The organism is Angustibacter luteus (assembly GCF_039541115.1).
In the GTDB taxonomy this organism is placed as follows: Bacteria; Actinomycetota; Actinomycetes; order Actinomycetales; family Angustibacteraceae; genus Angustibacter; species Angustibacter luteus.
Map to the genome: position 1 here is coordinate 774,180 of NZ_BAABFP010000005.1, position 25,492 is coordinate 799,671.

Consider the following 25,492-nt stretch of genomic DNA (forward strand, 5'->3'; position numbering starts at 1 on the left):
TGGATCCTCCTGCACTGATGTGAGCGAACGCCGGACGGCGATCGCCTGGGCACTGCTGGCGCCTTACCTGGTGGTGCACAGCGCGGGTCAGGAAACCCCGAGCTGACCGGACAACACGAGAACCGCGGCACCGGTGAGGACGACGTCCTCGCCGAGCGCGGGGAGACGGAGGTCGACGTCCTCGCCGACCACGGGCATGCACCGGCGTCGCAGGACGCCGAGCGCGGTGTCGAGCAGCGGGCCGCCGAGGAGCTCGGCCGGACCACTGAGCACGACCTCGCGCAGATCGAGGGCGCTGATGATCGGGGCGATGGTCGTCCCGAGGTACCGACCGGCGCGGGTCAGCACCTTGCGCGCGGCCGCGTCGTCCAGGCCCTCGAGCGCGTGCCGCAGGGCGGGGGCGGACAGGATCGTCTCGAGGCAGCCCGTGCGCCCGCAGGCGCACTGCTCGCCGCGCTCGTCGATGGTCATGTGGCCGATCTCGCCGGCCGCCAGGTGCTGACCGGCGAGCAGCATCCCCTCGATGAGCAGGCCGGCGCCGACACCCTTGCCGACCCGGACCAGCATCAGGCCGTGCTCCCCGGCGTCCCCGAAGGTGAACTCCCCCAACGCCGCGGTGTTCGCGTCGTTCGCCACGTGCACGGGCAGGTTCAGGGCGTTTCCCAGGACCTGTGCGAGCGGCAGCGCCGTCCAGCCGAGGTTGGGTGCCTGCAGGACGACGCCGTCCTCGTCGACCAGGCCGGGGGTGGCGACGCCGACCCCGAGCAGGGGACGGTCCGTCAGCGCGAGCAGGTCGCGGCACAGGTCCACGACCAGCGCGACGGCGGCGTCGCCGGTACGGCCCTCCAGGGCCACGTCCCGACGCTCCAGGATGGCGCCGCTGAGATCCACCACCGCTCCGCAGAGCCGATCCTCGTCGGACAGGTCGACGGCCAGGATGTGGTTCGCCTCGCTGCGCAGCCCCACGAGGGTGGCCGGCTTGCCGACCCGGCTTCCCGGCTTCGCCCCGAGCTCGCTGAGCAGCCCGTCGGACATGAGCTCGGAGACCAGGTCGCTGATCGTGACCCGGGTCAGCCCCGTCTCACGGCTGAGGTCGGCCCGCGAGGACGGCCCGGCGTGGAACAGCGACTGCAGGACCAGCGACCGGTTGTGACTGCGGGCGTGCTCGGGCAGCACCTTCGCCGTCGGGCGCAGGTTCCGGCGCAGTCCGGACCGCGTGCTGGGGAGCGTCACGGGGGTTAGTAAAGACTCCTCGCAAATAATCTGTCAAGGGGTCTAACAAATTCTGTGGATCACGAGAGGGACACGTTCCGCAGAGTGACCACGGCGGTGCCCGCCTCGTCGGACGCCGCGAGGTCGACGTCCGCCTCGATGCTCCAGTCGTGGTCCCCCGCCGGGTCGTCCAGGACCTGCCGGACCCGCCAGGTCGCCGACGTCTTCTCGACCTGGAGCAGCTGCGGACCGCGCGCGTCGGGCCCGGTGCCGATGTCGTCATGGTCGTCGAAGTACGGGTCGAGGGCCGCGCGCCAGCGCTCGGCGTCCCAGCCGGCCCCCTCGTCGAGGGCGCCCAGGTCGCCCCAGCGGCGCAGGGCAGCCAGCTCGACCCGCCGGAAGAGCGCGTTGCGCACCAGCACCGTGAAGGCTCGGGTGTTGGCGGTCAGCGGTCGGGGCGCGGCGTCCACCTGGGCCGGCGCGTCCGGGCGGTTCGGGTCGACGAGCTGCTCCCACTCGTCGAGCAGGCTCGAGTCGGTCTGCCGGACGATCTCGCCCAGCCACTCGGTCAGGTCGACGATCGCCTCGCTGCGCATGGCCTCGGGCACGGTGCGGCGCAACGCCTTGTAGGCGTCGGCCAGGTAGCGCAGCACCAGCCCCTCGGACCGGGACAGGCCGTAGAGGTTGATCAGCTCGCCGAAGCCGAGGGCGCGCTCGTGCATGTCCCGGACGACGGACTTCGGGGACAGCTCGTAGTCCGCGACCCACGGGTGCCCGGCGCTGTACGTCGCGAACGCGTGCTCCAGGAGCTCGGCGAGCGGCTTGGGCCAGGTGACCTCCTCCAGGAGGTCCATCCGCTCCTCGTACTCGATGCCGTCGGCCTTCATCTGGGCGACGGCCTCGCCGCGAGCCTGGAACTGCTGCGCGAGCAGGACCTGCCGCGGGTCGTCCAGCGTCGCCTCCAGCACCGAGAGCACATCGAGCGCGTACGTCGGCGCCTCGACGTCCAGCAGCTCCAAGGCGGCCAGGGCGAAGGTGGACAACGGCTGGTTGAGGGCGAAGTCGACCTGCAGGTCGACGGTCAGGCGGGCCCGTCGCCCGGTCTCGTCCGGCTGCGCGAGCTGCTCCACCACCCCCGCCGCCAGCAGCGCCCGGTAGATCGCCACGGTCTGCCGCACGTGCCGCAGCTGCTGCGGGCCGGCCTCGTGGTTGTCCCGCAGCAGGTGCCGGAAGTGCGACAGGGTGTCCCCCGGGCGGCTGATCACGTTCAGGACCAACGAGTGCGTGATCCGCAGCCGGCTCTTCAGCGGCTCCGGCTCGGCCTCCACCAGGCGCTCGAACGTCTCCTGCGACCAGGTGACCTGGCCCTCCGGTGCCTTCTTGCGCTGCACCTTGCGGCGCTTCTTCGGGTCGTCGCCCGCCTTGGCCAGGGCGCGCTCGTTCTCGATGACGTGCTCGGGTGCCTCGACGATCACGTACCCGCTGGTGTCGTAGCCGGCCCGGCCGGCGCGGCCGGCGATCTGGTGGAACTCGCGGGCGTTCAACCGGCGCTGGCGGTGACCGTCGTACTTCGTCAGGCCGGTCAGGACCACCGTCCGGATCGGCACGTTGATGCCGACGCCCAACGTGTCCGTACCGCAGATGACCTTGAGCAGACCCGCCTGGGCGAGCTGCTCGACGAGCCGGCGGTACCGCGGCAGCATCCCGGCGTGGTGAACCCCGATCCCGTGCCGCACCAGCCGCGACAGCGTCTTGCCGAAGCCGGAGGTGAACCGGAACGCCCCGATGTGCGCGGCGATCGCGTCCTTCTGCTCACGGGTCGCCACGTTGGTGCTCATCAGCGCCTGCGCCCGCTCCAGCGCGGCAGCCTGGGTGAAGTGCACGACGTAGACCGGGCTCTGCCGGGTGGTCAGCAGCTCGTCCAGGGTCTCGTGCAGGGGCGTCAGGACGTAGCTGTGGCTGAGTGGGACCGGGCGCTCGGTGCCCGACACCACGGACGTCGCCAGGCCGGTCCGGCGGGTCAGGTCGCCGGCAAAGAACGTGACGTCGCCCAAGGTCGCCGACATGAGCACGAACTGCACCTGCGGGAGCTCGATGATCGGCACCTGCCAGGCCCAGCCGCGCTGCGGGTCGCCGTAGAAGTGGAACTCGTCCATCACGACCTGGCCGATGTTCGCGTACTCGCCCTCGCGCAGCGCGAGGTTGGCGAGCACCTCGGCGGTGCAGGCGATGATGGGAGCGCCGGCGTTGACGGCTGCGTCACCGGTCACCATGCCCACGTTGGCGGAGCCGAACTGCTGGCACAGGGCGAAGAACTTCTCGCTGACCAGCGCCTTGATGGGCGCCGTGTAGTAGCTGCGCCGACCGGTGGCCAGCGCCGCGAAGTGCGCGCCCGTAGCCACCAGCGACTTCCCGGAGCCGGTCGGGGTCGACAGGATCACGTGGCTGCCGCTGAGGATCTCGATCAGGGCCTCGTCCTGCGCCGGGTACAGCTCGATCCCTTGCTCCGACGTCCAGGTGGTGAAGGCGTCGTAGAGGGAGTCGGCGTCGGGCGCCTCGGGAACCAGGTCGGTGAGCAGCATCGGTCCCCCATCGTGCCCGGTCCGCGAGCGGGAGTATTCGGCGGGCGGCCGGTCGCCCTAGTCTGACCCGCACGGGTGACGTTTCGGCCATTCGTGGGACAACGGTCAAGTTCGGGTCACCGCTGGACGACGGACCGTCAGGATCTCGGCTCGCGACCGCGGCCGTGCGAGGGGTGGACACCCGTGACCGACGACGTCGTGCTCGAGCTTGACCAGAACCCGGTGGGCCGGCGTGCCCTGCTGCTCGCGGTCGCCGGTGCCGGCGCCGCGGCGAGCGCGGTCGGCACCCTAGCCACCGCCGCACCGGCCCAGGCCGCGCCGCCGACCACCGGTAGCTACTACGTGAACCGGACCCAGGCCACCCTGCTCGCCCAGCGGACCACCGGGGGTGCGACACCAGCCCTGGTCGCGTCGATCACCCGGCTGGGCGCCGCGAAGTGGCTCGACTACCAGCTCAACCCCGCGCGGCTCAACGACGCCACGTTCGAGCGCATCGCGACCCGGTTCGCCAAGCAGTCCATGCCGATCTGGCAGGTCCGCAGCCTGCTGGAGGAGGGCGGCCTCAAGGGCTGGGAGCACAAGTTCCAGATCCAGTGCGAGCACGTGGCCCGGCTGTGCTGGTCCTCGCGCCAGCTGCAGGCGGTGATGACGGACTTCTGGACCAACCACCTCAACGTGGCCGTCATGTCCGACGGGGTCGACGAGTCCCGGGCCCACTACCAGTACACGATCCGCACCAAGGCCCTCGGCAAGTACTCCGACCTGCTGCTGGCGGCGAGCCAGCACCCCGCCATGCTCACGTTCTTGGACAACCGGTCCAGCCGGAAGGCGCACCCCAACGAGAACCAGGGCCGTGAGCTGCTCGAGTTGCACACGCTCGGCGTCGGGAACTACACCGAGACCGACGTCCTGAACAGCACCCGGGTGCTCACCGGGCTCAGCGTGGAGAACGAGTCCGGCGAGTTCGAGTACAAGCCCTGGTACCACTGGACCGGGGCGGTCAAGGTCCTCGGCTGGAAGAGCGTGAACAACAGCCGCCCGGCCGGGCTGGCCGTGGCCCGGTCGATGCTCACCTACCTCGCGCACCACCCGGCGACCGCGCGCCGGGTGTGCACGAAGCTGGCCCAGTACTTCGTCGCCGAGACCCCGCCGCCGGCGCTGGTCTCACGCATGGTGACCACCTACCTCAAGAACGACACGGCCATCGCCCCGGTGCTGCGGATGATGTTCCTGTCCGCGGAGTTCCGGGCCAGCTGGGGCGCGGTCACCCGGCGCCCGCTGGAGGCCACCGTCGCCAACGTGCGCAGCCTCGGTCTCGGCATCGACGCCACCGGCTACGAGGGCGTGAAGGCGCTGGTCTACGCGATGGGCGAGGCCGGGCAGTCGCCGATGAACTGGCCGACGCCGGACGGCTATCCGCTGGCCTCGGCCGCCTGGGGCTCGACCTCGGCAACGCTCGAGCGCTGGAACTTCACCAGGTCGCTGACCGCCGGCTGGTGGCCGACGACCCTGACGCGGCCGAACCTGCTGACCTTCGTGCACCCGGCGGCGCTGCCCACGACCCACGGCCCCCTGGTGGACGCCGTGGCCACGAAGCTGTTCGGCCGGACGCTGGCCGCCGCGGACCGCACGGCCGTGCTCACCTTCCTCGGGGTCACCGCGACCAGCCCGCTGCGGGCGGACTCCGCCGCCGTCACCTGGCGCCTGGCCGAGTGGGTCAGCCTGCTCCTCGACTCCCCGTACCAGCTCTACCGATGACCACGAGGGACGCCATGAACCAGTCCGAACTGCCGAGCACCGACTGCAGCGGCTGCGAGGAGGGCCGTCGAGCGCACCGGCTCTCGCGCCGCAGCCTGCTCACCGGCGTGCTCGGGGTGGGCGCGGCACTGGCTGTCTCGGAGCACCTCACCGTGCGCTACGCCGACGCGTCCACGTCGGCCGGCACCGACGTGCTGCTGGTGATGTTCCTGCGCGGCGGCTTCGACGGGCTGAGTGCTGTCGTGCCGGTCGGTGACCCGGACTACTACAAGGCCCGGCCGAGCATCGCCGTCCCGCAGGCCAGCACCATCGCCCTGGACTCGCGGTTCGGGCTGCACCCCGCGCTGTCCGCACTGAAGCCGTTCTGGGACAACGGGACCTTCGGGGTGGTGCACGCCGCGGGGATGACCAGCCCCAACCGATCGCACTTCTCGGCCATGGAGGAGATCGAGCGTGCCGCAGCCGGTTCGAGCATCCGCACGGGGTGGCTGGACCGCACGCTCGGCCTGCATCCGGAGCCGGTCGCCCAGGCCCCGTTCCGGGCCACCACCATCGGGGGCCGCTCACCCCGCTCGCTGGCCGGCCCGAACCCCGAGGTGAGCATGCGCTCGATCGCGGACTTCGCCCTGAGCGGTGCCTCCAGCAGCGCCGACCGGGCGCGGTGGAGCGCCGCGCTGACCCAGCTGCACGCCTCCGCCACCCCGACGGTCGGGGACCCGGCCCGATCGACGGTCGCCGGCCTGGCCAGCGCCGCCGACCTCGCGAACGACGGCTACCAGCCCGCCAACGGGGCGAGCTACCCGAACAGCGACCTCGGCAAGGCCTTCAAGGACGCGGCCCACCTGATCAAGTCGCCGCAGGCCGTGGCCGTGCTGACCATCGACGAGGGCGACTGGGACATGCACGCCGGCCTGGGCACCGTCGGCAAGGGCTGGATGCACGACAAGCTCGCCGACCTCGGCGGCTCGCTCGCGGCGTTCGGCACCGACCTGGGTGACGACCTCGCGCGGGTCACCCTGGTCACCATGAGCGAGTTCGGTCGGCGCACCAGCGAGAACGCGTCCAACGGCGTGGACCACGGCTGGGGCAACGCGATGCTGATGTTCGGCGGCGGGGTCCAGGGTGGCCAGGTGCACGGCACCTGGCCGGGGTTGTCCGCGGACAACCTGGTGCAGGGTGACCTGCGGGCCACCACGGACTACCGGGCCGTGCTGGCCGACGTCCTGGTGAACCGTTGCGGCGCGACCCTCGACGAGGCGCGGACCGTGTTCCCCGGTTGGACCGGCACGCCGCTCGGCACCACCAAGCCAGCCGGCTGACCGGCGCGCTCCACCACCAGCTCGTCCGGCGCGCTGGGCGCCAGCCACGGCGGCACACTGGGCGGATGCTGACGCTCGAGCTGGCCCGACGCCTGCAAACGGCTGGACTGACCTGGACGCCGTGCCCCGGCGACCGGTTCGCCATCCCGGACCGCGACATGGACGACGACGTGTTCGTCCTCAGCGACATGACGGTGGAGGTGCACGACCTGCCGTCCGGTCGGGTGATCGGGTTCAACGGCACCACCGAGTGGGCGCTGGACGAGGTGGCCCAGCGGGACGCGCTGTGGATCCCGCGCGAGGACCAGCTCCGCGAGCTGCTCGGCGACCGGTTCGTGCGGTTGGAGTCCGTCGGCGCCGGCTTCGCCGTCGTGGTGAGCGCCGGGGCGGGCGACGGGACCCTTCGCGAGGTCGACGTCGACGCCGAGCGCGCCTACGCCCGTGCGCTGCTCATGGTGCTGGCGGACTGACCGGGACGCGACCGGCGGATCAGGAGGCGCGACGCAGCGGGTGCGTCACCCGCGCCTGCACGGTGCGGCGGGCCTGCTCGCGGGCAGCGCGCGCCACCTCGGCGAAGTACTCGTCGGGACTGATCCGGCCGCGCAGCCAGCTGAGGCCACGCTCGTCCACGACCTTGTCGCGCTTCACCACGATGGGCCTCCTTCGTCCAGGTCGATGATACGCCCCGCCACGCCTGTCACAGCTGACCTTGGGCCGCGCCGAGCAGGTTGGCGAGCACCCGCACCAGCTCGACGTCGTCCTCACTGAGGTCGCCCAGCCCCGGAGCGTCCACCGTGAGCAGGCCGAGCGGCACCGGCCCCGCCGTGACGGCGACGGCCACCACGGTGCGGTAGCCGGACCCCGTCGTCGGGGTGACCATCGGGCTGGCCGCGACGTCGTCCACGAAGACGAAGTCGCCCTGGCGCACGATGTCCAGCACCGCATCACCGTCGGGCGTGCCGCCGCTGAACCGCGGCCGCGGCTGCATGGACCGCCCGCCCCAGCTCTCCCGGGTCAGGCCCAGCCCGTCGCCGTCCAGCCGGTAGAACGCGCTGCGCGCCTCCGCGGCCGTCAGCGTGACGGCGGCGTCGACGACGGCCTGGGACACCTGGCCGGCAACGTGCGCGCGGTCGGCGTCCGAGCTGGTGCTCACCAGCTCACCCAAGTAGCTCGTGATGGGAGCGAAGACACCGTTGATCGTCAGGGTCAGCGCCGCCTCGGCGTCCACGGCGACCTGCTCGAGGGTCTGCCGCTGGCGGCGGAAACGCTGCTGCTGCAGCAGGTTCGTCAGGACGGCGATGCCGGCGAGGACCGCCCCGACGGCGAGCAGCCAGGTACGCGTCTGCCCGCGGGTCAGGGCCGCCTGGGCCGACACGAGGAAGGTGGCCATGGCCGCGACCACCGCGGTCGAGGTCAGCGCTAGCCCGCTCGCGCGCCTGGTCCACCAGGGCTCGCGCGACTGGCGAACGTCGGATCCAGGCACCCGCCGACCCTAGCGGGACGGTGCGACAGAACGGACGTATGGGCGACGTCCCCGTCCGTCCTCACGGTCGCTAGCGGCCGAGGACGTGCTTCCCGGCCGGCTCCGCGGAGGCGGCGAACCGACCGGCGCCGAACGTCGCGACGTCGGGGTCCGGCGCCTGGCCCTCCGCGAGGTCGGCCAGCACGATGCCCATGAGCGCGGAGAACTTGAACCCCTCGCCGCTGTCGCCGCACGCGACGACGACCCCGCCGGGCAGCGTGTCGATGATGAAACGGCGGTCCGGCGAGTCCGTCCAGCTGCAGACCTGCGCGTCCAGGACGCGGGCCGGGACGCCGGTCAGGTCGCGGGCCACCCGGTCGCGCGTCGCCGCCACCACGGCCTCGTCCGGGGTCCGGTCGAGGTCGCCCTCCACGTAGTCCCGCAGCGGACGGTCCAGACCGACCTTGTAGCCACGGCCCGGGGTCGGCATCGCGTACAGGCCGGGCTCGACGCCGTCCCGTCCGTCGGGGCCGTGCCCGTCGAGACGTGGACCGTCGAGGCGTGGACCGTCGAAGAGGCAGGGCAGGTCGTCCGTGGCGGTCCCGCCGCTCGGCTCACCGAAGTGCACGACCTGCTCCAGGTGCGGACCCAACGGGATCGACAGGCCCACCATCTCGAGCAGCGGGGCTGCACCCGGCCCCGGGGCGAGGACCACCACGTCGGCATCCAGGGCGCTGCCGTCGTCGAAGGACAGCCGCACTCCCCCGCTGGTCGTGCGGACGTCGACCACGACCTGCCCGGTCCGGACGGTCCCGCCGGCGGCCGCCAGCAGTCCGGCCTGGGCCGCCATCGACTCGGCCGCGAGGACCGGGCCGGCGTCCTCCTGCCACACGGCGTCCCGGCCGTCCGGGCGCAGGCCGCGGAACAGCGTCGCCACGTCCGCCGCGGCCACCACGCGGTGACCGACCCCCACCTCGTCGAGGGCGGCCCGCACGGCCGGCAGGGACACGTCGTCGCGCCACAGCAGCCCACGGCGCAGGTGCACGGTCCGGCCGCTGCGGCTCGCCAACCGCTCCATCGCCTCCACGCTGCGCTGCGCCAGGCGCACCCGCACGGCGTCGGGGTGGGTGAGCCGCCACAGCCGGGTCGGGCCGGGCGACGACGACAGCGGGTTGGCGATCCCGTGCCGGTCGACCAGCACGACCTCGTGCCCTCGACCGGCCAGCTCCGCCGCGGCGGGCAGACCCCAGGCACCCGCCCCGACCACGACGCACTTCACGCGGGCGAGTCTAGGCAGCCGTGCCGCCCGTTCAGGCGACGGGCAGCGCCTCGTTCACGGTGACCGCGATCTGGCGCAGCACGTGGTCGGCCTGCTCGTGGCCCACCTGGCAGGTGCCGGCCGCGTGGTGGCCGCCGCCACCGTTCTCCAGGCAGATCGCACCCAGGTCGACCGGCGAGGTGCGGTCCAGGATCGACTTGCCCAGGGCGAGCACGGTGTTCTGCTTGTTGCGTCCCCAGATCACGTGCGCGGAGACCCGGCACTGCGGGAAGAGCGCGTAGACCATGAACCGGTTGCCGGCGTGGATGACCTCCTCGTCGCGCAGGTCCACGACCACCAGGTCGCCCATGACGGTGCTGACCCGGTGCAGCTGCTCGACGAACTTCTCGGTCTGCTCGTGGAACAGCTCGACGCGCTCGGCGACGTCGGGGGTGGCCAGGATCTGCTCGACCGAGTCCTGGTGCAGCACCTCGTCGATGAGCTGCATCATGAGCTGGTAGTTGGAGATGCGGAAGTCGCGGAAGCGGCCCAGTCCGGTGCGGCTGTCCATCAGGAAGTTCATCAGCGTCCAGCCGGACGGGTTCAGGATGTCGTCCAGCTCGTACTGCGCCGAGTCGGCCTGGTCGACGGCGCGCATCAGCTCGTCGGAGATGTTCGTGAACACCTCGGCGCCGCCGTAGAAGTCGTAGACCACGCGGGCCGCCGACGGCGCCTCGGCGTCGATCACGTGGTTCGCCCGCTGGCCCGCGTTGCGCAGGGTCTCGCTGTGGTGGTGGTCGAACACGATGTGTGCGTCCGCGGCGTAGGGCAGGTTGGTCAGGATGTCCCGGTCGGTGACCTCGACGACGCCGTCCTGCACGTCCTTGGGGTGCACGAAGGTGATGTCGTCGATCAGGTCCAGCGAACGCAGCAGCACCGCGCACACCAGCCCGTCGAAGTCGCTTCGGGTGACCAGCCGGTACTTGCCACTCATCGGTGTCCTCAGTGTCCTGTGCGTCGCTCGGATAGGGGCTGTCTGCGCCCGCACCCTCTCAATCGGCGGACCCGCACACCCTGTCGATCCACCGAACGGGTGACGTCGAGGGTCGCGCCCGGCCGCCGGGGGCGGCAGTCTGGGCTGGTGAGGTCACCGGACGAGCGCAGCACGCCGCGGGTCCTGGTGGTCGGCGCGGCGATCGTGGACGACCTGGCTCGTCCTGGCCGGCTCCTGGCCGCCCGTCGGACCCGGCCGGTCGAGACCCAGGGGCTCTGGGAGCTGCCCGGCGGCAAGGTCGAGCCGGGCGAGGCCCCGCAGCAGGCGCTGCACCGTGAGCTGGTCGAGGAGCTGGGGGTCGAGCTGCGCCTCGGCGACGAGCTCCCCGGCCCGGACGACGGCTGCTGGCCGATCTCCGCCCGGCTCACGATGCGCGTGTGGCTGGCCGAGCTGTCCGGTGGTGCGCCCACGCCGGACGACGCGCACGACGCCGTCCGCTGGCTCACCGCGGCGTCCTTGGACGACGTTCCCTGGGTGCCCGCGGACGTGCCCGTCGTGGACGTGCTGCGGACCCTGCTGCTCAGGTAGCCGTCATCGGGATCCCGAAGAGCGGGAAGACCCGCTCGGTGTCCAGGAACATCGTGAACTCGACGATCCGCCCGTCGCGGATCTCCAGCACGTGAAGCGACCACGGCTCGAACGCGCCGCCCGGCCCGCTGGGCCGGTACTGGGCGAACGCCGGCTTGCCGTTCGCTCGCGTCGGCACCAGCCGCGACCCCTTGCACTCGATCCCGGGGCCGGTCCACCAGGTGAGGATGTCGTCGCGGCCGGACAGCCACATCTCGTACGGCGGCATCGACTGGGTGGCGTCCTCCTTGATCAGGGCGGTGAGCGCGGGGATGTCGTAGCGCTCGAAGGCGTCCAGGTAGCGGGCCAGCAGCTCCGTGTCCTCGTCGTCCAGCTCGGGGAGCACGTCGGTATCTGTCGGCTCGCGCTCGGCCATCGTGGCGCGCGCTCGCTGCAGGGCGCTGTTGACCGACGCCGTCGTCGTCTCGAGCAGCTCGGCCACGTCGGCGGCGGGCACCGCGAGCACCTCGCGCAGGATGAGGACCGCCCGCTGGCGCGGAGGCAGGTGCTGCAGCGCCGCGATGAAGGCGAGCCGTACGGAGTCACGCGCCACCGCCAGGTCGGCCGGATCGCTGGAGGACGGCAGCACGCGGTCGTCCGGGATCGGGGTGATCCAGGTGGCCTCGGGCAGGGTCCCACCGGCCGGCGCGGAGGCCGAGACGGCGGGCCCGAGGTCCATCGGGCGGGCTCGGCGCTGGCGGCCGTCGAGGGCGTCGAAGCAGACGTTGGTCGCGATCCGGTACAGCCAGGAGCGCAGGCTCGAGCGTCCCTCGAACTTCGCCAGGGCCCGCCAGGCCCGGATCATCGTGTCCTGCACCGCGTCCTCGGCCTCGAACGCCGAGCCCAGCATGCGATAGCAGTACCCGGTGAGCTCGAGCCGGTACTGCTCGAGCTGCTCCTCGGCGGGCGCGCCGGTCCGGTCGAACGCCAGGTCGGTCATCGGGTTCCCTCCCCTGCCGCGGCCTTCGCGGCTCGTTTGGCCTCCTGCTTGGTCGAGCGCACCTTGAGCAGCGACGCGGCGTCCACCACATCGGCCACCGACCGGTAGCTGCCCTCCTCGCCGTAGGACCCGGCGGCCTCGCGCCAGCCGGCCGGCTGCACGCCGTACCGCTTGCCCAGCAGCGCGACGAAGATCTTCGCCTTCTGCGCACCGAAGCCGGGCAGCGCGGCCACGCGCGCCAGCAGCTCCTCGCCGGTGTCGACGTCCGCCCACACCGCCTCGGCGCGACCGCCGTACTCCCGGACCAGGACCTGGCACAGCTCCTGCACGCGGGCCGCCATCGAGCCGGGGAACCGGTGCAGGGCCGGGGGCGTGCGGAACAGCTCGACCAGCGCGTCCGGGTCGAGCGCGGCGATCTGCGCGGCGTCCAGGGCGTCGGCGTCCCCGCCCAGCCGCTCGAGCAGCACGGACGGGGAGGTGAAGGCCTTCTCCATCGGGATCTGCTGGTCGAGCAGCATCCCGGTGAGCAGGGCGAGCGGGTCCCGGTCGAGCAGGTCGTTCCCGGCGTCGGTGGTCGCGAGGTGCATCCGCCCATCCTGTACCCGACCACCGACAACGACTAGCCCGAGCGCGACCTCGGGTGCGCGCAGCCTCCTAGACTCGGCAGGTGCCCTCGCCCTCCCTGCCGCTGCCGACCGCGGAGGGCGCCCAGGTGGTGGTGGCCGCGCCCGCACCCGGGCCGGGCAACTGGGCGGGCGCCGCGAGCGCCGTCCTGGTGGACGGCACCACGTACCTGACCTACCGGGTCCGTCGGCCGCTCACGGACGGTCGCGGTGTCGCAGTGGTGGTCGCCCGCTCGGACGACGGCGTGCACTTCGAGCCGGTCTGCGCCGTGCGCCGTACGGAGTTCGGCGCCGAGTCGTTCGAGCGACCGGCCCTGGTGCCGCTGCCGGACGGCGGGTGGCGGCTCTACCTGTCCTGCGCCACGCCGGGTTCCAAGCACTGGTGGATCGACTCGTTGACCGCGCCGACGGTCGAGGAGCTGCCCCGGGGCGAGCGTCGCCTGGTGCTGCCCGGGGACGAGCGGACGGCGGTCAAGGACCCCGTCATCGAGGTGGGCCCGGATGGCTGGCACCTGTGGCTCTGCTGCCACCCGCTGACCGAGCTCGGCGAGGAGGACCGGATGAGCACCCGGTACCTGACCAGTGCCGACGGGCTGGAGTGGCAGGACCGGGGCGAGGTGCTGACCGGCCGGGCGAACGAGTGGGACGAGCGGGGCGCTCGAGTCACGACCGTGCTGTGCCGCGACCCGTTGGCGGTGCTGTACGACGGGCGGCGCGATGCGGCGTCCAACTGGTACGAGCGCACCGGGGTCGCCGTCCAGCGGGACGGACGGCTGGAGGCGCTGGACGGCGTCCGGCTCGGTTCGCCGCACGGCGACGGCGCGCTGCGCTACGCCTGCGCTGTACGGCAGCCCGACGGCCGCACCCGGTTCTACTTCGAGGCCGCCCGCGAGGACGGCGCGCACGACCTGATGACGAGCCTGGCCTGATGACGAGCCTGGCCTGATGAGGAGCCGCGCCTAGGGCTGCCGCCGCAGGGCGAAGGAGCCGCGGTCCTCGACCGAGCGCCAGTCCGCGTAGCTCTGCCCGCTCACCTGCTCGAGCAGGTCGATGTCGTCGGCGAAGGCGGGCAGCAGCGCGGCGCGCTCCCCGGGCTGCAGCCGCGGCCGCGGGGTGTGCGCGTCCCCGTGCAGCGCACGGATCAACGGCCGGCTCAGGTCGCGCCAGCGCTGGGGGTGGGTGAACGCGCCGAGGGTGGCCCCGGTCCGGACGGCGCGCCCCAGCAGGGCGGCCCGCGCCCCGGGGGTCACGTAGGGCCGCTGGTTGTCACGCGGCACCTGGGTCACGACCCCCGGTGTGATGCCGACGAAGGCGCTCACCCGGTCGAGCGTGGCGGCCGGCGCGTCGACGACGTCCCGGTACCGCAGCAGGAGGATCCGCTCCCGGTCCACCCGGGCGTGCAGGTCGGCCAGCTGACGGCCGTAGAGGCCGAGGTCGCGGTAGCGCCAGAAGGGCGCCCAGCCGACGTGGATGCGCTGCGGCTCACGGGCGAACGCGGACAGGAAGTCCGGGTCCGGTTCCAGTCCGTCGGACCACAGGTGCATCCAGTTGGAGTACGCGCGGTCGATCGGGTCGCGGAGCACGACCACCAGGCGCACGTCAGGCAGCTCCTCGGCGATCCGCCGCCGGGCAGTCGGGCTCCACAGGTAGAACGGTGTGCTCTCACCCCGGACTGCACCCTCGGGGGCAGCCGCGAACAGTGCCTCGTAGTCGGCCCGGCGCCAGACCCACTCGCGGTTGCTGTGCGCGTCCCCGGGCCCGGTGTAGGTAGGCGGTGGCGCGTCGTCGCACAGGTAGTACTTGGGCTCCTTGAGGTGCGGGGCGGCCGGCGAGGTCAGGTGCACCTCGGGGTGCCGGGCCAGGGCGGCGTGCAGGGCGGAGGTGCCGGCCTTGGGGGCGCCGACCAGGAGGAAGTCCGGCTGCGGCGGGCGGGGCTGGCTCACCCTGGCGAGCGTATTGTCTAGTGCTGCAGGTGACTTCGGCTTCTCACGATGCGGATACCGGAGCGGGCCGCAGCCACGTGAGGACGTCCTGGATCACCGTGTCCCAGTAGCCCCACTCGTGCTCGCCCGGCCGCAGGTCCGCCGTCACGTCGACGCCAGCACGCCGCGCCGCGTCCAGGAAGCGCTCGTTGTCCGGCAGCAGCCTGTCCTCGGTCCCACAGGTGACGTACAGCCGTGGCAGGGCCGCGCGGGCGTCGTCGTCCAGGCCATTCAGCCGGGTGAGCAGGTCGGCGTCCGTGCCGGTGACGTCCGCCCCCGCGAACACCGCGTCGTTGATGTCGGCGTGCATCCCGCCGCCCCCGACCCAGGCCGCCAGGTCGAGCGCCCCGGACAGGCTCGCGGCAGCGGCGAACCGCTCCGGTGCGGTCAGCGCCCAGCGCATCGCGCCGTAGCCGCCCATCGAGAGCCCGGCGACGAACGTGTCCTCACGGCGGTCCGAGACGCGGAAGAACGCCTGCACCACCTCCGGCAGCTCCTCGGTGAGGAACGTCCAGTAGCGGCCGCCGTGCGCCTGGTCCTGGTAGAAGCTGCGCTGCACCTGCGGCATGACGACGGCGATGCCGTGCGCCGTCGCGTACCGCTCGATCGACGTGTACCTGGTCCACGCGGTCGCGTCGTCACTGAGCCCGTGCAGCAGGTAGAGCACCGGGAACGGGCCACCCTGCGAGTCGGCGGCGTCGACCCCGATCTGGCTGGCGGCGTTCTGCGGCAGCACCACCGACATCGAGGTACCGACCTCCAGGACGTCGGACGAGAAGCTGCACTGGATGAGAGCCATGGTCGCCGCCTCAGCTCCGGTCGTACGCGCGGTAGGCGGCGGCGAGGTCCTCGTCGCCGTGGCCGGCCTCGACGACCTGACGCTGCAACCCGCGCAGCGCGTCGATCAGCGCCGGGTCCAGGCCGACGTCGCGGGCCGCCGCCGCGATCAGGTCCGCGTCCTTGAGGCCGCCGTCGATGCCGAACGACGGCGTGAAGTCGCGGGCGATCATCGCCTTGCCCTTGAGCTGCACGTACGGCGCGTCCATCGCGCCGCCACCGATGGCTGCCAGGAACAGGGCCGGGTCCAGGCCCAGCTCGCGGGTGAGTGCCACCGACTGGGCGATGCCACCGACGAGCGAGATGACGAACGCGTTGGCGGCGAGCTTGAGCCGCGACCCCTCCCCCGCGGCGCCGAGCCAGACGACGCGGGAGCCGACCGCGTCCAGCACCCGGCCGATCCGTTCCCGCACCTCGTCGGCGGCCCCGGAGGCCAGCACCACCAGGGCGCCCTGCTCCGCGGGCTGCTTGGTGCCGAGCACTGGTGCGTCCACATGCACGAGCCCGAGCTCGTCGCACACCCGGCCGAGCCGGTCCGCACCCTCGACGCCGACGGTGCTCATCTGCAGCAGCACGGTGCCGGGAGCGAGCGCCGCACCGGCCTCACGGAGCACCCGCTCGACCGAGTCCGCGTCCCACAGCATCGTGACGACAATGTCGGCGCCCTCGACCGCGTCCGCGACACTCGCGCACACCTTCGCACCGTCAGCGGCCAGCGGCCGCGCTCGTTCCGGCGTCCGGTTCCAGACCCGGAGGTCGATCCCGGCGCGGGCGATGTTGCGCGCCATGCCCGCACCCATCGTGCCGGTTCCCAGCAGCGCCACGGCCTCGGTGTTCTCGCTCATGGTCCACTCCTACCGGGTCCCGTGCCGTCGCGCACCCGCGGGGGTCTGGTCGTGGGGCCAGCGGAGTGGGACCGTCAGGGCATGAGCGGCGACGACACGTACGTGTACCGCCAGTCCTGGGAACAGGAACGAGCGCGGCTCGAAGGCCTGTCGGAGCAGTTCGACGCCGGGACGTTCCGCCACCTCCAGGACCTCGGCGTCACCGCAGGCTGGCGCTGCTGGGAGGTCGGGGCGGGGGGCGGCAGCGTCGCGACGTGGCTCGCGGACGTCGTCGGGCCGTCCGGGCACGTCCTGGTGACCGACATCGACACCCGATTCGTCGACGAGCTGGCGGACGACCACGTCGAGGTGCGCCGGCACGACGTCAGCGAGGACGACGTCCCGCACGCGGAGTTCGACCTGGTGCACGCGCGGGCGGTCCTCGAGCACGTCCCGCAGCGCGAGCGCACGCTACGCCGGTTGGTGACGGCGCTGCGCCCCGGCGGTGTCCTGCTGCTGGAGGACGTGGTGTTCGGCGGCACCCACCTGGCGCTCGTCCAGCCCCTGTTCGTCCCCGCCGCCTCGGCCGGGGTCCTGTCCCGCGCGATGGCGGCGGTGGCCGGTGCGTTCCGGGCGGCCGGGGCCGACCCGGAGTACGGCCTGCTGCTGCCGGAGCGGCTCACGGACGCGGGCCTGGTGGACGTTCAGGCCGAGCTGAGCACCCTGCTCATCCGCGGCGGCAGCCTGGACGCGCAGTTCTACCGGCTGAGCCTGGCCCAGCTGAGCGACCGGATGATCGCCTCCGGCCTGCTGGACCCCGTCGAGGCGTCGGCCCTGGACGAGATGCTGAGCGACCAGGACACGCACTGGCCGTCGATCGGCATGCTGAGCGCGTGGGGCCGACGGCCGGACTGAACCGGTCGGTCAGCTGGCCGTCCAACCGGTCCACCGGTCGACGTCGACGACCAGCACCGGGCCGTCCGGCCGCTGCTCGACGTACTGCGGGTAGCGAGAGGCGAGCCGGTCGAGGGCGTCGCCGGCCTCGACGTCGTCCGGCGCCAGGACGCGCGCCCGACCGTCCGCCCGCACCCACCACAACGTCGTCCAGTCGTCTGCGTAGTGGTCCACGAGGAGCGCGACGGCCGGGTTGGCCGCGATGTTGGCGAGCCGGCGAAGGTCGTTGCTGCGCTTGGGCTTGTGGTCGACGGCGCTGACCACGCGGTCGCCGTCGACGGCGAAGACCAGGGGGACGACGTGCGGTCGTCCCTGCGCGTCGACCGTGGCCAACCGCGCGACCCGGGCGTCGGCGAAGCGGGCACGGGCCTGCTCGCCGTCCAGCGTGCTCACGTGCCCTGGAGGTCGGCGATGGCGTCCTCCCAGGCGGCCAGCTCGCGCTCGACGGGACCGCGGCCGTTCGACGGCAACCAGTGCACCACCCGGCTCATCCCGGCCTTCTCGTACTCCTCCAGCACCTTCGGGTCGGCCGGCACACCCATCACCGAGACGGCGACCGGGCGGTCGGCCCGGGCCCACAGCTCACGGGACCGCTCGAGCACCTCGGGCCGGTGGTTCGGGAACCAGGCGTCGCCGAACGCCAGCACCCGGTCCAGCACGGTCGGTCCGAGGCCGCCGACCAGCACCGGCGGGTGCGGTCGCTGGGCCGGCTTCGGCCACGACCAGATCCGGTCGAAGTCGACGAACTCGCCGTGGTAGGTCGCCTCGTCCTGGGTCCAGATGGCCTTCATCGCCTCGACCCGCTCCTTGAGCACCGTCATCCGGCGACGCGGATCGGTGCCGTGGTTCTCCATCTCCTCGCGGTTCCACCCCGCACCGACTCCGAACTCAAGCCGTCCACCGCTGAGCGCGTCGACGCTCGCGACCTCCTTGGCGGTCGTGATCGGGTCGCGCTCGATCACCAGGCAGACGCCGCTGCCGACCCGTAGCCGGCTGGTGGCCAGGGCGGCCGCCGTCAGCGTCACGAACAGGTCGTAGGTGTGCCAGTACTTGCGCGGCAGCTCACCTCCACCGCCGTACGGCGTCCGGCGTTCGGCGGGGATGTGGGTGTGCTCGGCGAAGAACAGCGACTCCTGACCGTGCTCCTCCACCATCACCGCCAGCGCGTCCGGGCCCATGGCGTCGTGCGTCGCGAAGTACCCCACACCGAAGTCCATGACGTCACCGTAGGCACGGTGGTCGGGGAATGCGAGGGGGCACACGAGAGCCCGGGCCCGGCGCGATGGCCGGACCCGGGCTCCTCGGGCTCATACCGTGTTCGAGCGGTGTTCGGGCGGTGGTCAGGCAGTGCTCAGGCGAGCGCCTTGGCCTTCAGGCTGGCGAACTCGTCCTGGGTGATCGCACCCGAGTCCAGCAGGTCCTTGGCGTGCTTGATCTGCTCGGCCGGCGAGGTCGATCCGGCGACGCTCTTGATGTACGCGTCCTGCTGTTCGACCGCGCCCTTGACCGCTGCTGCCTGCCGCTCCGCCATGCCGCTGCCACGGGCGATCAGGTACACCAACGAGGTGAGCAACGGGAGCACGATCAGCAGCACGATCCAGATCGCCTTGACCACGCCCGAGGTCTCCCGGTCGCGGAACAGGTCTCCGATGATCGCGAACAGCACCATGAGGTAGGCGATGAACGCGAACGAGATGATGATGAACCAGACGACATCCCAGAAGGACATGACCCATTCCTTTCGTCACGCGCCGGCGGACCGGACGCGCAAAAAGACCTTCGACCGTCGAAGGTCCCAGCGCCAACGGTGACGAGTAACAGGCGGCTCGGCATCACCCGTGACGGGTGATGCCCAGCCGAGCAGGAAGGTCACCGGTCCTCGAGGACCCCCTTGAGGAAGGCCGCCTGACCCAGGTGCTCCAGGTCGTCGTCGATGACGCTGACCAGCCGCACGCCCAAGGTCACCGGCGGGTCCCAGCCCTCGTCGACGACCCGGTCCAGGTCGGTGTCGGTGAGTCCGTCGACCGCTTGCCGGGTCACCTCGATGACGTCGTCCAGGTAGCCGGTGAGCAGCGACGCGTCGTTCACCTGCACCTGACCGACCTGCTCGCTGGTGTGCCCGTAGCCGGTGTCGTCGGACCCCAGCGCCAACCCGAACCGCTCGTGCCACCCCCGGGTCCGCCAGACGTCGTCCGCACCGAGCGCGTCACCGACGTGGGTGTCCGCGACCCGGGCCGCGTGCCAGACCAGCCAGGCGATCGAGTTCGACCGACCGTCGAGCCGCTCGTTCGCCAGCTCGGGGCTGAGCCCGTCGCAGACCTCGTGCCCGCGCTCGGTGATCCGCCCGATGGCGTCCTGGAGCACCCCGATCGCGTCCATCAGCCCCACACCTCCTGCGCCGTCTCGACGACGAGCCGCAGCTTGGCCAGCTGGTCGTCCCGGGTGAGCGCGTTGCCCTCGACGGTGGAGGAGAAGCCGCACTGCGGGGACAGGCTCAGCTGCTCGAGCGGGACGAACCTCGCGGCGTCCTCGATCCGTCGCTTGAGGTCGTCCTTGCTCTCCAGCTTCGGGTTCTTCGTGGTGACCAGGCCGAGGACGACCTGCTTGCCCGGCGGGACGAACCGCAGCGGCTCGAACCCGCCGGAGCGCTCGTCGTCGTACTCGAGGAAGAAGCCGTCCACGTCCAACCCCCCGAACAGGGCCTCGGCGACGAAGTCGTAGCCCCCGGACGCCGCCCAGGACGATCGGAAGTTGCCCCGGCACAGGTGGGTCGTGACGTGCAGACCCTCGGGGCGGCCGGCGATCGCCGCGTTGATCGTGCGGATGTAGCGCTCGTGCTGGTGCTCGGCGTCCTCGCCGAGGCCGCTCATCCGCTCACGCTCGTGCGGGTCGTTGAGGTAGGCCAGGCTCGTGTCGTCGAGCTGCAGGTAGGTGCAGCCCAGCTCAGCGACGGCGCGCAGCTGCGCCGCGTAGGCCCCCGCCAGGTCGGACCAGAACTGCTCGAGGTCGGGGTAGACCGAGCGGTCGATGGACGCCGCACCGCCGCGGTAGTGCACCATGCTCGGCGACGGGATGGTCAGCTTGGCCGTCGCGCCGGTCTGCTCGGTCTGCTTCGCCAGGAACCGGAACGCGTCCTCGAAGATGGTGCGCGGCAACGAGATCGGCTCGTCGACCCGGAGCCCGGCCGAGGTGAAGTCCAGGTCGCCCTGCGCGTTGTGGAAGTGCACCTGGAGCTCCTCGTCGGTGCGGTGCACGCCGCCGAGCTGGTAGATGAAGTCCATGTGCCAGGACGTCCGGCGGAACTCGCCGTCCGTCGCGGACCGCAGGCCGAGGTCGGCCTGCTGCCGGACCACCTCGGTGATGCACTCGTCCTCGACCGCGCGGAGGCCCTCGTCGTCCAGGTCGTTGGTGCCGCGCGCGGCCCGGGCGTCGAGCAGCCGCTGCGGTCGGAGCAGGCTGCCGACGTGGTCGGCGCGGAACGGCGGTGTGCTGCGTTCTGTCATGGTCCGTGCCTACCACTGAACCGGCTGATCCGCGCTGGCGACGGACAGGACGGCGTCCGTGGGCTAGCGTGCGATGGTGACACCCGCGCAGCTACGCGCCTTCTCGGCAGTGGTGCGACAAGGATCGGTCAAGGCGGCGGGCGTGGAGCTGGGGGTGTCCGACGCCGCCGTCTCGCTGCACGTCGCCCAGCTGCGCAAGGAGCTCGGTGACCAGCTCTTCGTGCGGACGTCGTCCGGGCTGGCGTTCACGCCGGGCGGGCTCCGGTTGGCCAGCCGGGCGGCCGAGATGCTCGGGCTGCAGGACCGCACCATCCTCGAGGTGAGCCAGGCCGCCGGTGGACGGCGGATGCTCCGGGTGGCTGCGTCGAGCCTGTTCGCCGAGCACGGCGCGCCGGGCCTGATCCAGCTGTTCACCAGCCGGGCGGACGACCTGGACGTCGAGCTCAGCGTGAGCCGGCCCGAGGACTTCGAGCGGCTGCTGCTGACCCGCTCCGCCGACGTGGCAATCGGCCCGGTGGCCGGCCCGGTCGACGCCGCGTTGCAGCGCACCGAGTTCCTGAAGTACCAGAGCGTCGTCGTCGTCGGCGCCACGCATCCGCTGGCCGGTGGCCACGCCTCGATGGACCAGCTGCGCGAGCAGACCTGGATGCTCGGACCCTCAGCGGCGCAGGGACTCGGCTCGATCGCGGCCATGCTGCGTCGCATCCGGGTCCCGGAGCAGAACCAGCGGATCTTCCAGAGCGACGCCGCCGCGCTCGAGGAGACGTCGCGCGGGCGCGGGGTCGCCCTCACCGTGTCCTTCGTGGTGGCCCGGGACGTCGCCCAGGGCCGGCTCGTGCGGGTGTCCGGTCAGGGGCTGCAGGCGGATGCGGTGTGGAGCATCATGACGCTGCGCCAACCGGCGGATGCGGTGGCAGAGCTGACCCGGTTCGTCACCACCCCCCGGGCGACCCAGGCGATGCTGCGCGGGTCCGGGGTGAACATCAGCCACTTCAAGCCGTCGGTGCACGTCACGCTCTGGAGCTGAGGCTCCCGAGCTCGGCGACGACCGCGGCGAGCGAGTCGAACGTGTCGGCCGCGAGCAGGTCGTCACAGTAGGGCAGCGCCGCCGCCATCGTGCCCACCAACGGCTCGAAGCCCGGGGCGGCGGCCCGCGGGTTGATCCACACGACCCGGTAGGCGCGACGGCGAAGCCGGGCCATCGCCCGGGCCAGGTCCTGCGGCGGTTCGCTGTCCCACCCGTCCGAGCCGATCACCACGACCCCACCGCGCACCGCCTCGGCGTGGTGCGAGGCGAGCAGGGCCTGCACGCTGGCCGCGATCCGGGTGCCGCCGTAGCGGTCGCTGACCTGCGCGGTGGCCTGCTCGACCGCGACGACGGCCGACCGGTGCCGCAGCACCGTGGTGAGCCGGGTCAGCGAGGTGGCGAACGCGAACGCCTCGCCCCCGACGCCCAGCACCAGGGCTCGCATCAGGTGCACGTAGGGCGTCACCTGCGGCTGCATGGACTGGCTGACGTCGCACAGCACGACCACCCGGCGCGGCTTGCGGACCGGTCGGACCCGGACCAGCTCGACGGGGTCCCAGCCGGTGCGACGCGACCGCGCGATCGTGGGGCGCAGCGCGACCTCCCGGCCGCCGGGGCCAGGGCGGCGGCGGCGGGTGCGCCTGGTCGGCCACCCGGCCAGCTGCTGCTCGAGCCACCGGCCCAGCAGCTGCGTCTGCGCCTCGCTGAGCTGCTCGAAAGGCAGCCGCGAGAGGGCCTCCAGCTCGCTGACGACCCGGAGGGGGACGGCCTGGTCGGCGTCAGTCGCCGAGGGGTCGTCCGGCAGGGCCACCACGGAGGGCAGCGTCACCCACGGCAGCCCGGCGCCGTCCGCCTCGTCCTGGTTGGCCCGCGGGACCGGCATCAGCGCGTCGCCGGGGGACGCGTCGGGCGGGCGCTGCGGGGTCCGGTTGGCCCGCCCGATCGCGATCACCGCGTCGTCGAACACGGCAGCGAAGACCGCGTCGAAGGCGGCGAGCTCAGACTGCCGGCGCACCAGCGTGACCCGCGCTACCCAGTACAGCCGGCTCGGCGAGGTGGGCAGGCTCGCGGCCAGGGCCCGGGTGAGGTCCTCGGTCGCGGTCAGCCCCACGGCGACCCCACCAGCGCGCAGCTTCGCGGTGAGCGAGGCGGCGAAGGCGGCGCGGTCGACCCCGCGCAGCAGCGGCTGGCTCATCCCGTGCTGCCGGGCTGCCCCAGCGTCGCCCCCTCGACCGCCGCGATGATGCTCGCCCGGTCGTCGGGAGTCTTGGCCAGGGCACTCAGGCTGCGGACGACGTCCTGCGGCACCAGCTCCGCCGCGCCGAGTGCCGCCAGGGCCGACACCCAGTCGATGGTCTCGGCCATCCCGGGTGGCTTGTCCAGGTCCAGGCCGCGCACCCGTCCGACGAACTCGGTGGCCGACCCGATCAGCGGTTCGGTCGCCGCCGGCACGGCGCGGCGCAGGATGTCGGCGGCCCGGGTCGGTTCGGGGAAGTCGATCCAGTGGTAGAGGCAGCGCCGGCGGAGCGCGTCGTGCAGCTCGCGGCTGCGGTTCGACGTCAGGACGACGACGGGACGCCGCTGCGCTACGAAGGTGCCGATCTCCGGGATCGTCACCGAGGCCTCGCCGAGGAACTCGAACAGCAACGCCTCGAACTCGTCGTCCGCCCGGTCGATCTCGTCGATCAGCAGTACCGGCGCGACCGGCCCCTTGGCCCGGATCGCCTGCAGGATGGGGCGTTCCTGCAGGAACTCCTCGGTGAACAGGTCGGCGTCCGACAAGGTCTCGTGCCGTGACTCGGCCAGCCGGATGGCCAGCAGCTGGCGCTGATAGTTCCACTCGTACAGGGCCTCCGAGGCGGTCAGCCCCTCGTAGCACTGCAGCCGGATCAGGTCGGCGCCGAGCGCGCGGGCAAGGGCCTTGGCGGCGGCCGTCTTGCCGACGCCAGGCTCACCCTCGAGCAGCAGCGGCTGCTCGAGGGTCAGGGCCAGGTGCAGCGCGGTCGCCATGCCGTCGTCCACCAGGTAGTCGACGGCGTCGAGCTCACGGCGGACGTCGTCCGCGCTGGTCCACGGCTGGGTCATGAGGCCGCCCCGGCGTCGGGTTCGGCCCGCAGCAGGGCCTGGTAGTCCTCCCAGGTGTCGACGTCGACCGGTACCGGGCCGGGCACGGGCACCTCGCGCACGTCGTAGCGGCCGGAGTGCAGCAGCCGCCAGACTCCCTTGTCTCCGTGCAGGTCGGTGAGGTCGCCGAACACCGTGCGCGCGAACCACATGGGGTGCCCCCAGCCGTCGTCGTACCGGCAGACTGCCACGTCGGGGAGGGTGCTGTCGCCGGCCGCACCGAGCAGGTCGGCGACGGATGACGGCTGGACGCCGGGCTGGTCACCGAGCATCAGCACGAGCCCGTCCGAGGCGGCCTCGACCACGACCAGGCTGGAGGCGATCGACGAGCTGCAGCCCGCGCCGTGGGCCTCGTTGCGGACGACCACCGCGTCGCTCAGGTCCACCTCGGCGCGCACCTGGTCGTAGCTGCCGCCCAGGACGACGACCAGCTGGTCGAACCCGCAGGACCGGGCGGTGGTCAGCGCCGACTCCAGCAGCGGCGCACCGCGGTAGGGCAGGAGCTGCTTGGGCTGCCCCAGCCGGGTCGACGAGCCGGCGGCCAGCACGAGGCCGGTGACCTGCACCGGTCAGGGCCTGACCTGGGCGGAGTACCGGTCCCGGCATCCGGTGGCGCAGAAGTAGTGGTCCCCGTCGCCGTCGTGCAGGTGGATGGCGTCGGCCCCGACCACGACGGTCATCCCGCACACCGGGTCGATGGCGACGTCGGCGACGGGGGCGGGGATCGGGTCGGCGGCGCCCACACCGTCCACCCGGACCGCGCGGACCACGTCGGCCAGGATCGACAGCGCGATCTCCTCGGCGGTGCGCGCCCCGATGTCCAGCCCGACCGGGGTCCGGACCCGGGCGCGCTCGGCGTCGGACAGCCCCATCTCGTCGAGGACCGCTGCCCCCCGGCGCCGGCTGGCCACCAGCCCGATGAAGGGCACGCCGCCGTCGAGCGCCGAGCGGATCGCCTCGACCTCACCACTGCCATGCGAGGCGACGACGACCGCCGTCGCCCCTGGGGTAGAGGTGGTGGAGGCGCCGGTCGGCGCCGTTCGGCCGACGAAGCCGAGCTGCGCGGTCAGCGCCAACAGCGCCGTGGTGATCGGGGTGTCCCCCACCACGCAGACCAGGGGCGCGGGCAGCTGCGGCTCCAGGAAGATCTCGAGCGCGCCGCCGGACAGGCACGGGTTCACCACCACCCGGGCGCTCGGCGAGTCCGGGAAGTGCTCGGCGTCGTCGGGCAGGACGCGCAGCAGCACGGGGTCGCCGTCCGCCAGCGCCTGCAGGGCCGCGGTGCGCACCGAGCCCTGGGCGCAGTGCCCGCCGACGAACCCCTCGATGGTGCCGTCCGCGTGGACGACCGCGTCGTCCCCGGGGCGGGCCGACGTCGGCTCCTGGGCGCGCACGACGGTCGCGTGCACGAACGGCACCCGCGCCGAGGTGAGCTCGGCGACACGAGCGCTCATCCGATGCGTCAC

At 72.5% G+C, this 25,492-nt stretch carries 27 protein-coding genes; 7 read left to right on the forward strand and 20 right to left on the reverse strand.

Annotation, left to right across the window (positions count from 1 at the left end):
• Positions 1-87 precede the first annotated feature (87 nt).
• Both ABEB17_RS12825 and ABEB17_RS12830 read right to left on the reverse strand, forming a co-directional pair.
• Positions 88-1,233: an ROK family transcriptional regulator gene (locus ABEB17_RS12825; RefSeq protein WP_345717080.1), complete on the reverse strand. Its 1,146-nt coding sequence runs from the start codon at positions 1,231-1,233 to the stop codon at positions 88-90.
• Positions 1,234-1,292: 59 nt separating this feature from the next.
• Positions 1,293-3,794, reverse strand: coding sequence for a DEAD/DEAH box helicase (locus tag ABEB17_RS12830; protein ID WP_345717081.1), 2,502 nt, complete (start codon positions 3,792-3,794; stop codon positions 1,293-1,295).
• A gap of 183 nt (positions 3,795-3,977) precedes the next feature.
• Here ABEB17_RS12830 and ABEB17_RS12835 point away from each other — a divergent pair, with 183 nt between their 5' ends.
• From ABEB17_RS12835 to ABEB17_RS12845, 3 genes are all read left to right on the forward strand, one after another.
• Positions 3,978-5,552, forward strand: a complete 1,575-nt coding sequence (locus tag ABEB17_RS12835; protein WP_345717082.1) for a DUF1800 domain-containing protein — start codon at positions 3,978-3,980, stop codon at positions 5,550-5,552.
• 14 nt (positions 5,553-5,566) lie between these two features.
• Positions 5,567-6,871 (forward strand): DUF1501 domain-containing protein, encoded by a 1,305-nt coding sequence (locus tag ABEB17_RS12840; protein WP_345717083.1) that lies wholly within the window; start codon positions 5,567-5,569, stop codon positions 6,869-6,871.
• Between the two features lie 65 nt (positions 6,872-6,936).
• On the forward strand, positions 6,937-7,341 hold the full coding sequence (locus ABEB17_RS12845; RefSeq protein ID WP_345717084.1) for a pilus assembly protein CpaE: 405 nt from the start codon (positions 6,937-6,939) through the stop codon (positions 7,339-7,341).
• Between the two features lie 19 nt (positions 7,342-7,360).
• On the opposite strand, the gene ABEB17_RS12850 is transcribed toward ABEB17_RS12845, so the two are convergent.
• From ABEB17_RS12850 to ABEB17_RS12865, 4 genes are all read right to left on the reverse strand, one after another.
• Positions 7,361-7,522, reverse strand: a complete 162-nt coding sequence (locus ABEB17_RS12850) for a hypothetical protein (RefSeq protein ID WP_345717085.1) — start codon at positions 7,520-7,522, stop codon at positions 7,361-7,363.
• A 46-nt stretch (positions 7,523-7,568) separates the two neighbouring features.
• Positions 7,569-8,354: a GAF domain-containing protein gene (locus tag ABEB17_RS12855; RefSeq protein ID WP_345717086.1), complete on the reverse strand. Its 786-nt coding sequence runs from the start codon at positions 8,352-8,354 to the stop codon at positions 7,569-7,571.
• A gap of 70 nt (positions 8,355-8,424) precedes the next feature.
• Positions 8,425-9,612: an FAD-dependent oxidoreductase gene (locus ABEB17_RS12860; RefSeq protein ID WP_345717087.1), complete on the reverse strand. Its 1,188-nt coding sequence runs from the start codon at positions 9,610-9,612 to the stop codon at positions 8,425-8,427.
• A gap of 31 nt (positions 9,613-9,643) precedes the next feature.
• Positions 9,644-10,585, reverse strand: coding sequence for an exopolyphosphatase (locus tag ABEB17_RS12865; RefSeq protein WP_345717088.1), 942 nt, complete (start codon positions 10,583-10,585; stop codon positions 9,644-9,646).
• 147 nt (positions 10,586-10,732) lie between these two features.
• Between ABEB17_RS12865 and ABEB17_RS12870 the strand changes: the two genes are divergently transcribed.
• Positions 10,733-11,173 carry a (deoxy)nucleoside triphosphate pyrophosphohydrolase gene (locus ABEB17_RS12870; protein ID WP_345717089.1) on the forward strand — a complete coding sequence of 147 codons (441 nt, stop codon included), beginning with the start codon at positions 10,733-10,735 and terminating at the stop codon, positions 11,171-11,173.
• Here ABEB17_RS12870 and ABEB17_RS12875 read toward each other — a convergent pair.
• Both ABEB17_RS12875 and ABEB17_RS12880 read right to left on the reverse strand, forming a co-directional pair.
• Complete coding sequence (locus ABEB17_RS12875) at positions 11,166-12,152, reverse strand: sigma-70 family RNA polymerase sigma factor (protein ID WP_345717090.1); 987 nt, start codon at positions 12,150-12,152, stop codon at positions 11,166-11,168. The genes ABEB17_RS12870 and ABEB17_RS12875 overlap by 8 nt on opposite strands.
• Entirely contained in the window at positions 12,149-12,739 is a 591-nt protein-coding gene (locus ABEB17_RS12880) for an HhH-GPD-type base excision DNA repair protein (RefSeq protein ID WP_345717091.1), read from the reverse strand. Before ABEB17_RS12880 ends, ABEB17_RS12875 begins: the two co-directional genes overlap by 4 nt.
• An 80-nt stretch (positions 12,740-12,819) precedes the next feature.
• Between ABEB17_RS12880 and ABEB17_RS12885 the strand changes: the two genes are divergently transcribed.
• On the forward strand, positions 12,820-13,704 hold the full coding sequence (locus ABEB17_RS12885) for a glycoside hydrolase family protein (RefSeq protein ID WP_345717092.1): 885 nt from the start codon (positions 12,820-12,822) through the stop codon (positions 13,702-13,704).
• A 30-nt stretch (positions 13,705-13,734) separates the two neighbouring features.
• Here the strand turns inward: ABEB17_RS12885 and ABEB17_RS12890 are convergent, their stop codons facing one another.
• Genes ABEB17_RS12890 through ABEB17_RS12900 form a run of 3 tightly spaced genes read right to left on the reverse strand, consistent with a single transcriptional unit; the run spans position 13,735 to position 16,439 of the window.
• Complete coding sequence (locus ABEB17_RS12890) at positions 13,735-14,718, reverse strand: sulfotransferase family protein (protein ID WP_345717093.1); 984 nt, start codon at positions 14,716-14,718, stop codon at positions 13,735-13,737.
• Between the two features lie 43 nt (positions 14,719-14,761).
• Complete coding sequence (locus ABEB17_RS12895; protein WP_345717094.1) at positions 14,762-15,556, reverse strand: alpha/beta hydrolase; 795 nt, start codon at positions 15,554-15,556, stop codon at positions 14,762-14,764.
• 10 nt (positions 15,557-15,566) lie between these two features.
• Positions 15,567-16,439 (reverse strand): NAD(P)-dependent oxidoreductase, encoded by an 873-nt coding sequence (locus tag ABEB17_RS12900; RefSeq protein ID WP_345717095.1) that lies wholly within the window; start codon positions 16,437-16,439, stop codon positions 15,567-15,569.
• An 81-nt stretch (positions 16,440-16,520) separates the two neighbouring features.
• Here ABEB17_RS12900 and ABEB17_RS12905 point away from each other — a divergent pair, with 81 nt between their 5' ends.
• A complete protein-coding gene (locus ABEB17_RS12905; protein ID WP_345717096.1) occupies positions 16,521-17,333 on the forward strand; it encodes a methyltransferase domain-containing protein in 813 nt (270 codons plus the stop codon).
• Between the two features lie 9 nt (positions 17,334-17,342).
• On the opposite strand, the gene ABEB17_RS12910 is transcribed toward ABEB17_RS12905, so the two are convergent.
• The 5 genes from ABEB17_RS12910 to ABEB17_RS12930 all read right to left on the reverse strand — a co-directional run bounded on the left by ABEB17_RS12910 (position 17,343) and on the right by ABEB17_RS12930 (position 20,875).
• Positions 17,343-17,756: a TIGR03668 family PPOX class F420-dependent oxidoreductase gene (locus ABEB17_RS12910; RefSeq protein WP_345717351.1), complete on the reverse strand. Its 414-nt coding sequence runs from the start codon at positions 17,754-17,756 to the stop codon at positions 17,343-17,345.
• A 5-nt stretch (positions 17,757-17,761) separates the two neighbouring features.
• Positions 17,762-18,589 carry an LLM class F420-dependent oxidoreductase gene (locus tag ABEB17_RS12915; protein WP_345717097.1) on the reverse strand — a complete coding sequence of 276 codons (828 nt, stop codon included), beginning with the start codon at positions 18,587-18,589 and terminating at the stop codon, positions 17,762-17,764.
• Between the two features lie 134 nt (positions 18,590-18,723).
• Positions 18,724-19,101: an SHOCT domain-containing protein gene (locus ABEB17_RS12920; RefSeq protein ID WP_345717098.1), complete on the reverse strand. Its 378-nt coding sequence runs from the start codon at positions 19,099-19,101 to the stop codon at positions 18,724-18,726.
• A gap of 140 nt (positions 19,102-19,241) precedes the next feature.
• Entirely contained in the window at positions 19,242-19,751 is a 510-nt protein-coding gene (locus ABEB17_RS12925; protein WP_345717099.1) for a mycothiol transferase, read from the reverse strand.
• Positions 19,751-20,875 (reverse strand): 5-methyltetrahydropteroyltriglutamate--homocysteine S-methyltransferase, encoded by a 1,125-nt coding sequence (locus ABEB17_RS12930; protein ID WP_345717100.1) that lies wholly within the window; start codon positions 20,873-20,875, stop codon positions 19,751-19,753. Before ABEB17_RS12930 ends, ABEB17_RS12925 begins: the two co-directional genes overlap by 1 nt.
• 76 nt (positions 20,876-20,951) lie before the next feature.
• Here ABEB17_RS12930 and ABEB17_RS12935 point away from each other — a divergent pair, with 76 nt between their 5' ends.
• Entirely contained in the window at positions 20,952-21,902 is a 951-nt protein-coding gene (locus ABEB17_RS12935) for a LysR family transcriptional regulator (protein ID WP_345717101.1), read from the forward strand.
• Here ABEB17_RS12935 and ABEB17_RS12940 read toward each other — a convergent pair.
• The 4 genes from ABEB17_RS12940 to ABEB17_RS12955 are packed head-to-tail and all read right to left on the reverse strand — an operon-like array spanning position 21,886 to position 25,480.
• Positions 21,886-23,097, reverse strand: coding sequence for a VWA domain-containing protein (locus ABEB17_RS12940; protein WP_345717102.1), 1,212 nt, complete (start codon positions 23,095-23,097; stop codon positions 21,886-21,888). The two genes, ABEB17_RS12935 and ABEB17_RS12940, sit on opposite strands and share 17 nt — an antisense overlap.
• On the reverse strand, positions 23,094-23,987 hold the full coding sequence (locus ABEB17_RS12945) for an AAA family ATPase (protein ID WP_345717103.1): 894 nt from the start codon (positions 23,985-23,987) through the stop codon (positions 23,094-23,096). Before ABEB17_RS12945 ends, ABEB17_RS12940 begins: the two co-directional genes overlap by 4 nt.
• Positions 23,984-24,592 carry a nucleotidyltransferase family protein gene (locus ABEB17_RS12950; protein WP_345717104.1) on the reverse strand — a complete coding sequence of 203 codons (609 nt, stop codon included), beginning with the start codon at positions 24,590-24,592 and terminating at the stop codon, positions 23,984-23,986. Before ABEB17_RS12950 ends, ABEB17_RS12945 begins: the two co-directional genes overlap by 4 nt.
• A 3-nt stretch (positions 24,593-24,595) precedes the next feature.
• The gene (locus ABEB17_RS12955; protein ID WP_345717105.1) at positions 24,596-25,480 is read right to left on the reverse strand and encodes an XdhC family protein; all 885 of its coding nucleotides are present in this window, start codon (positions 25,478-25,480) and stop codon (positions 24,596-24,598) included.
• Positions 25,481-25,492 lie beyond the last annotated feature (12 nt).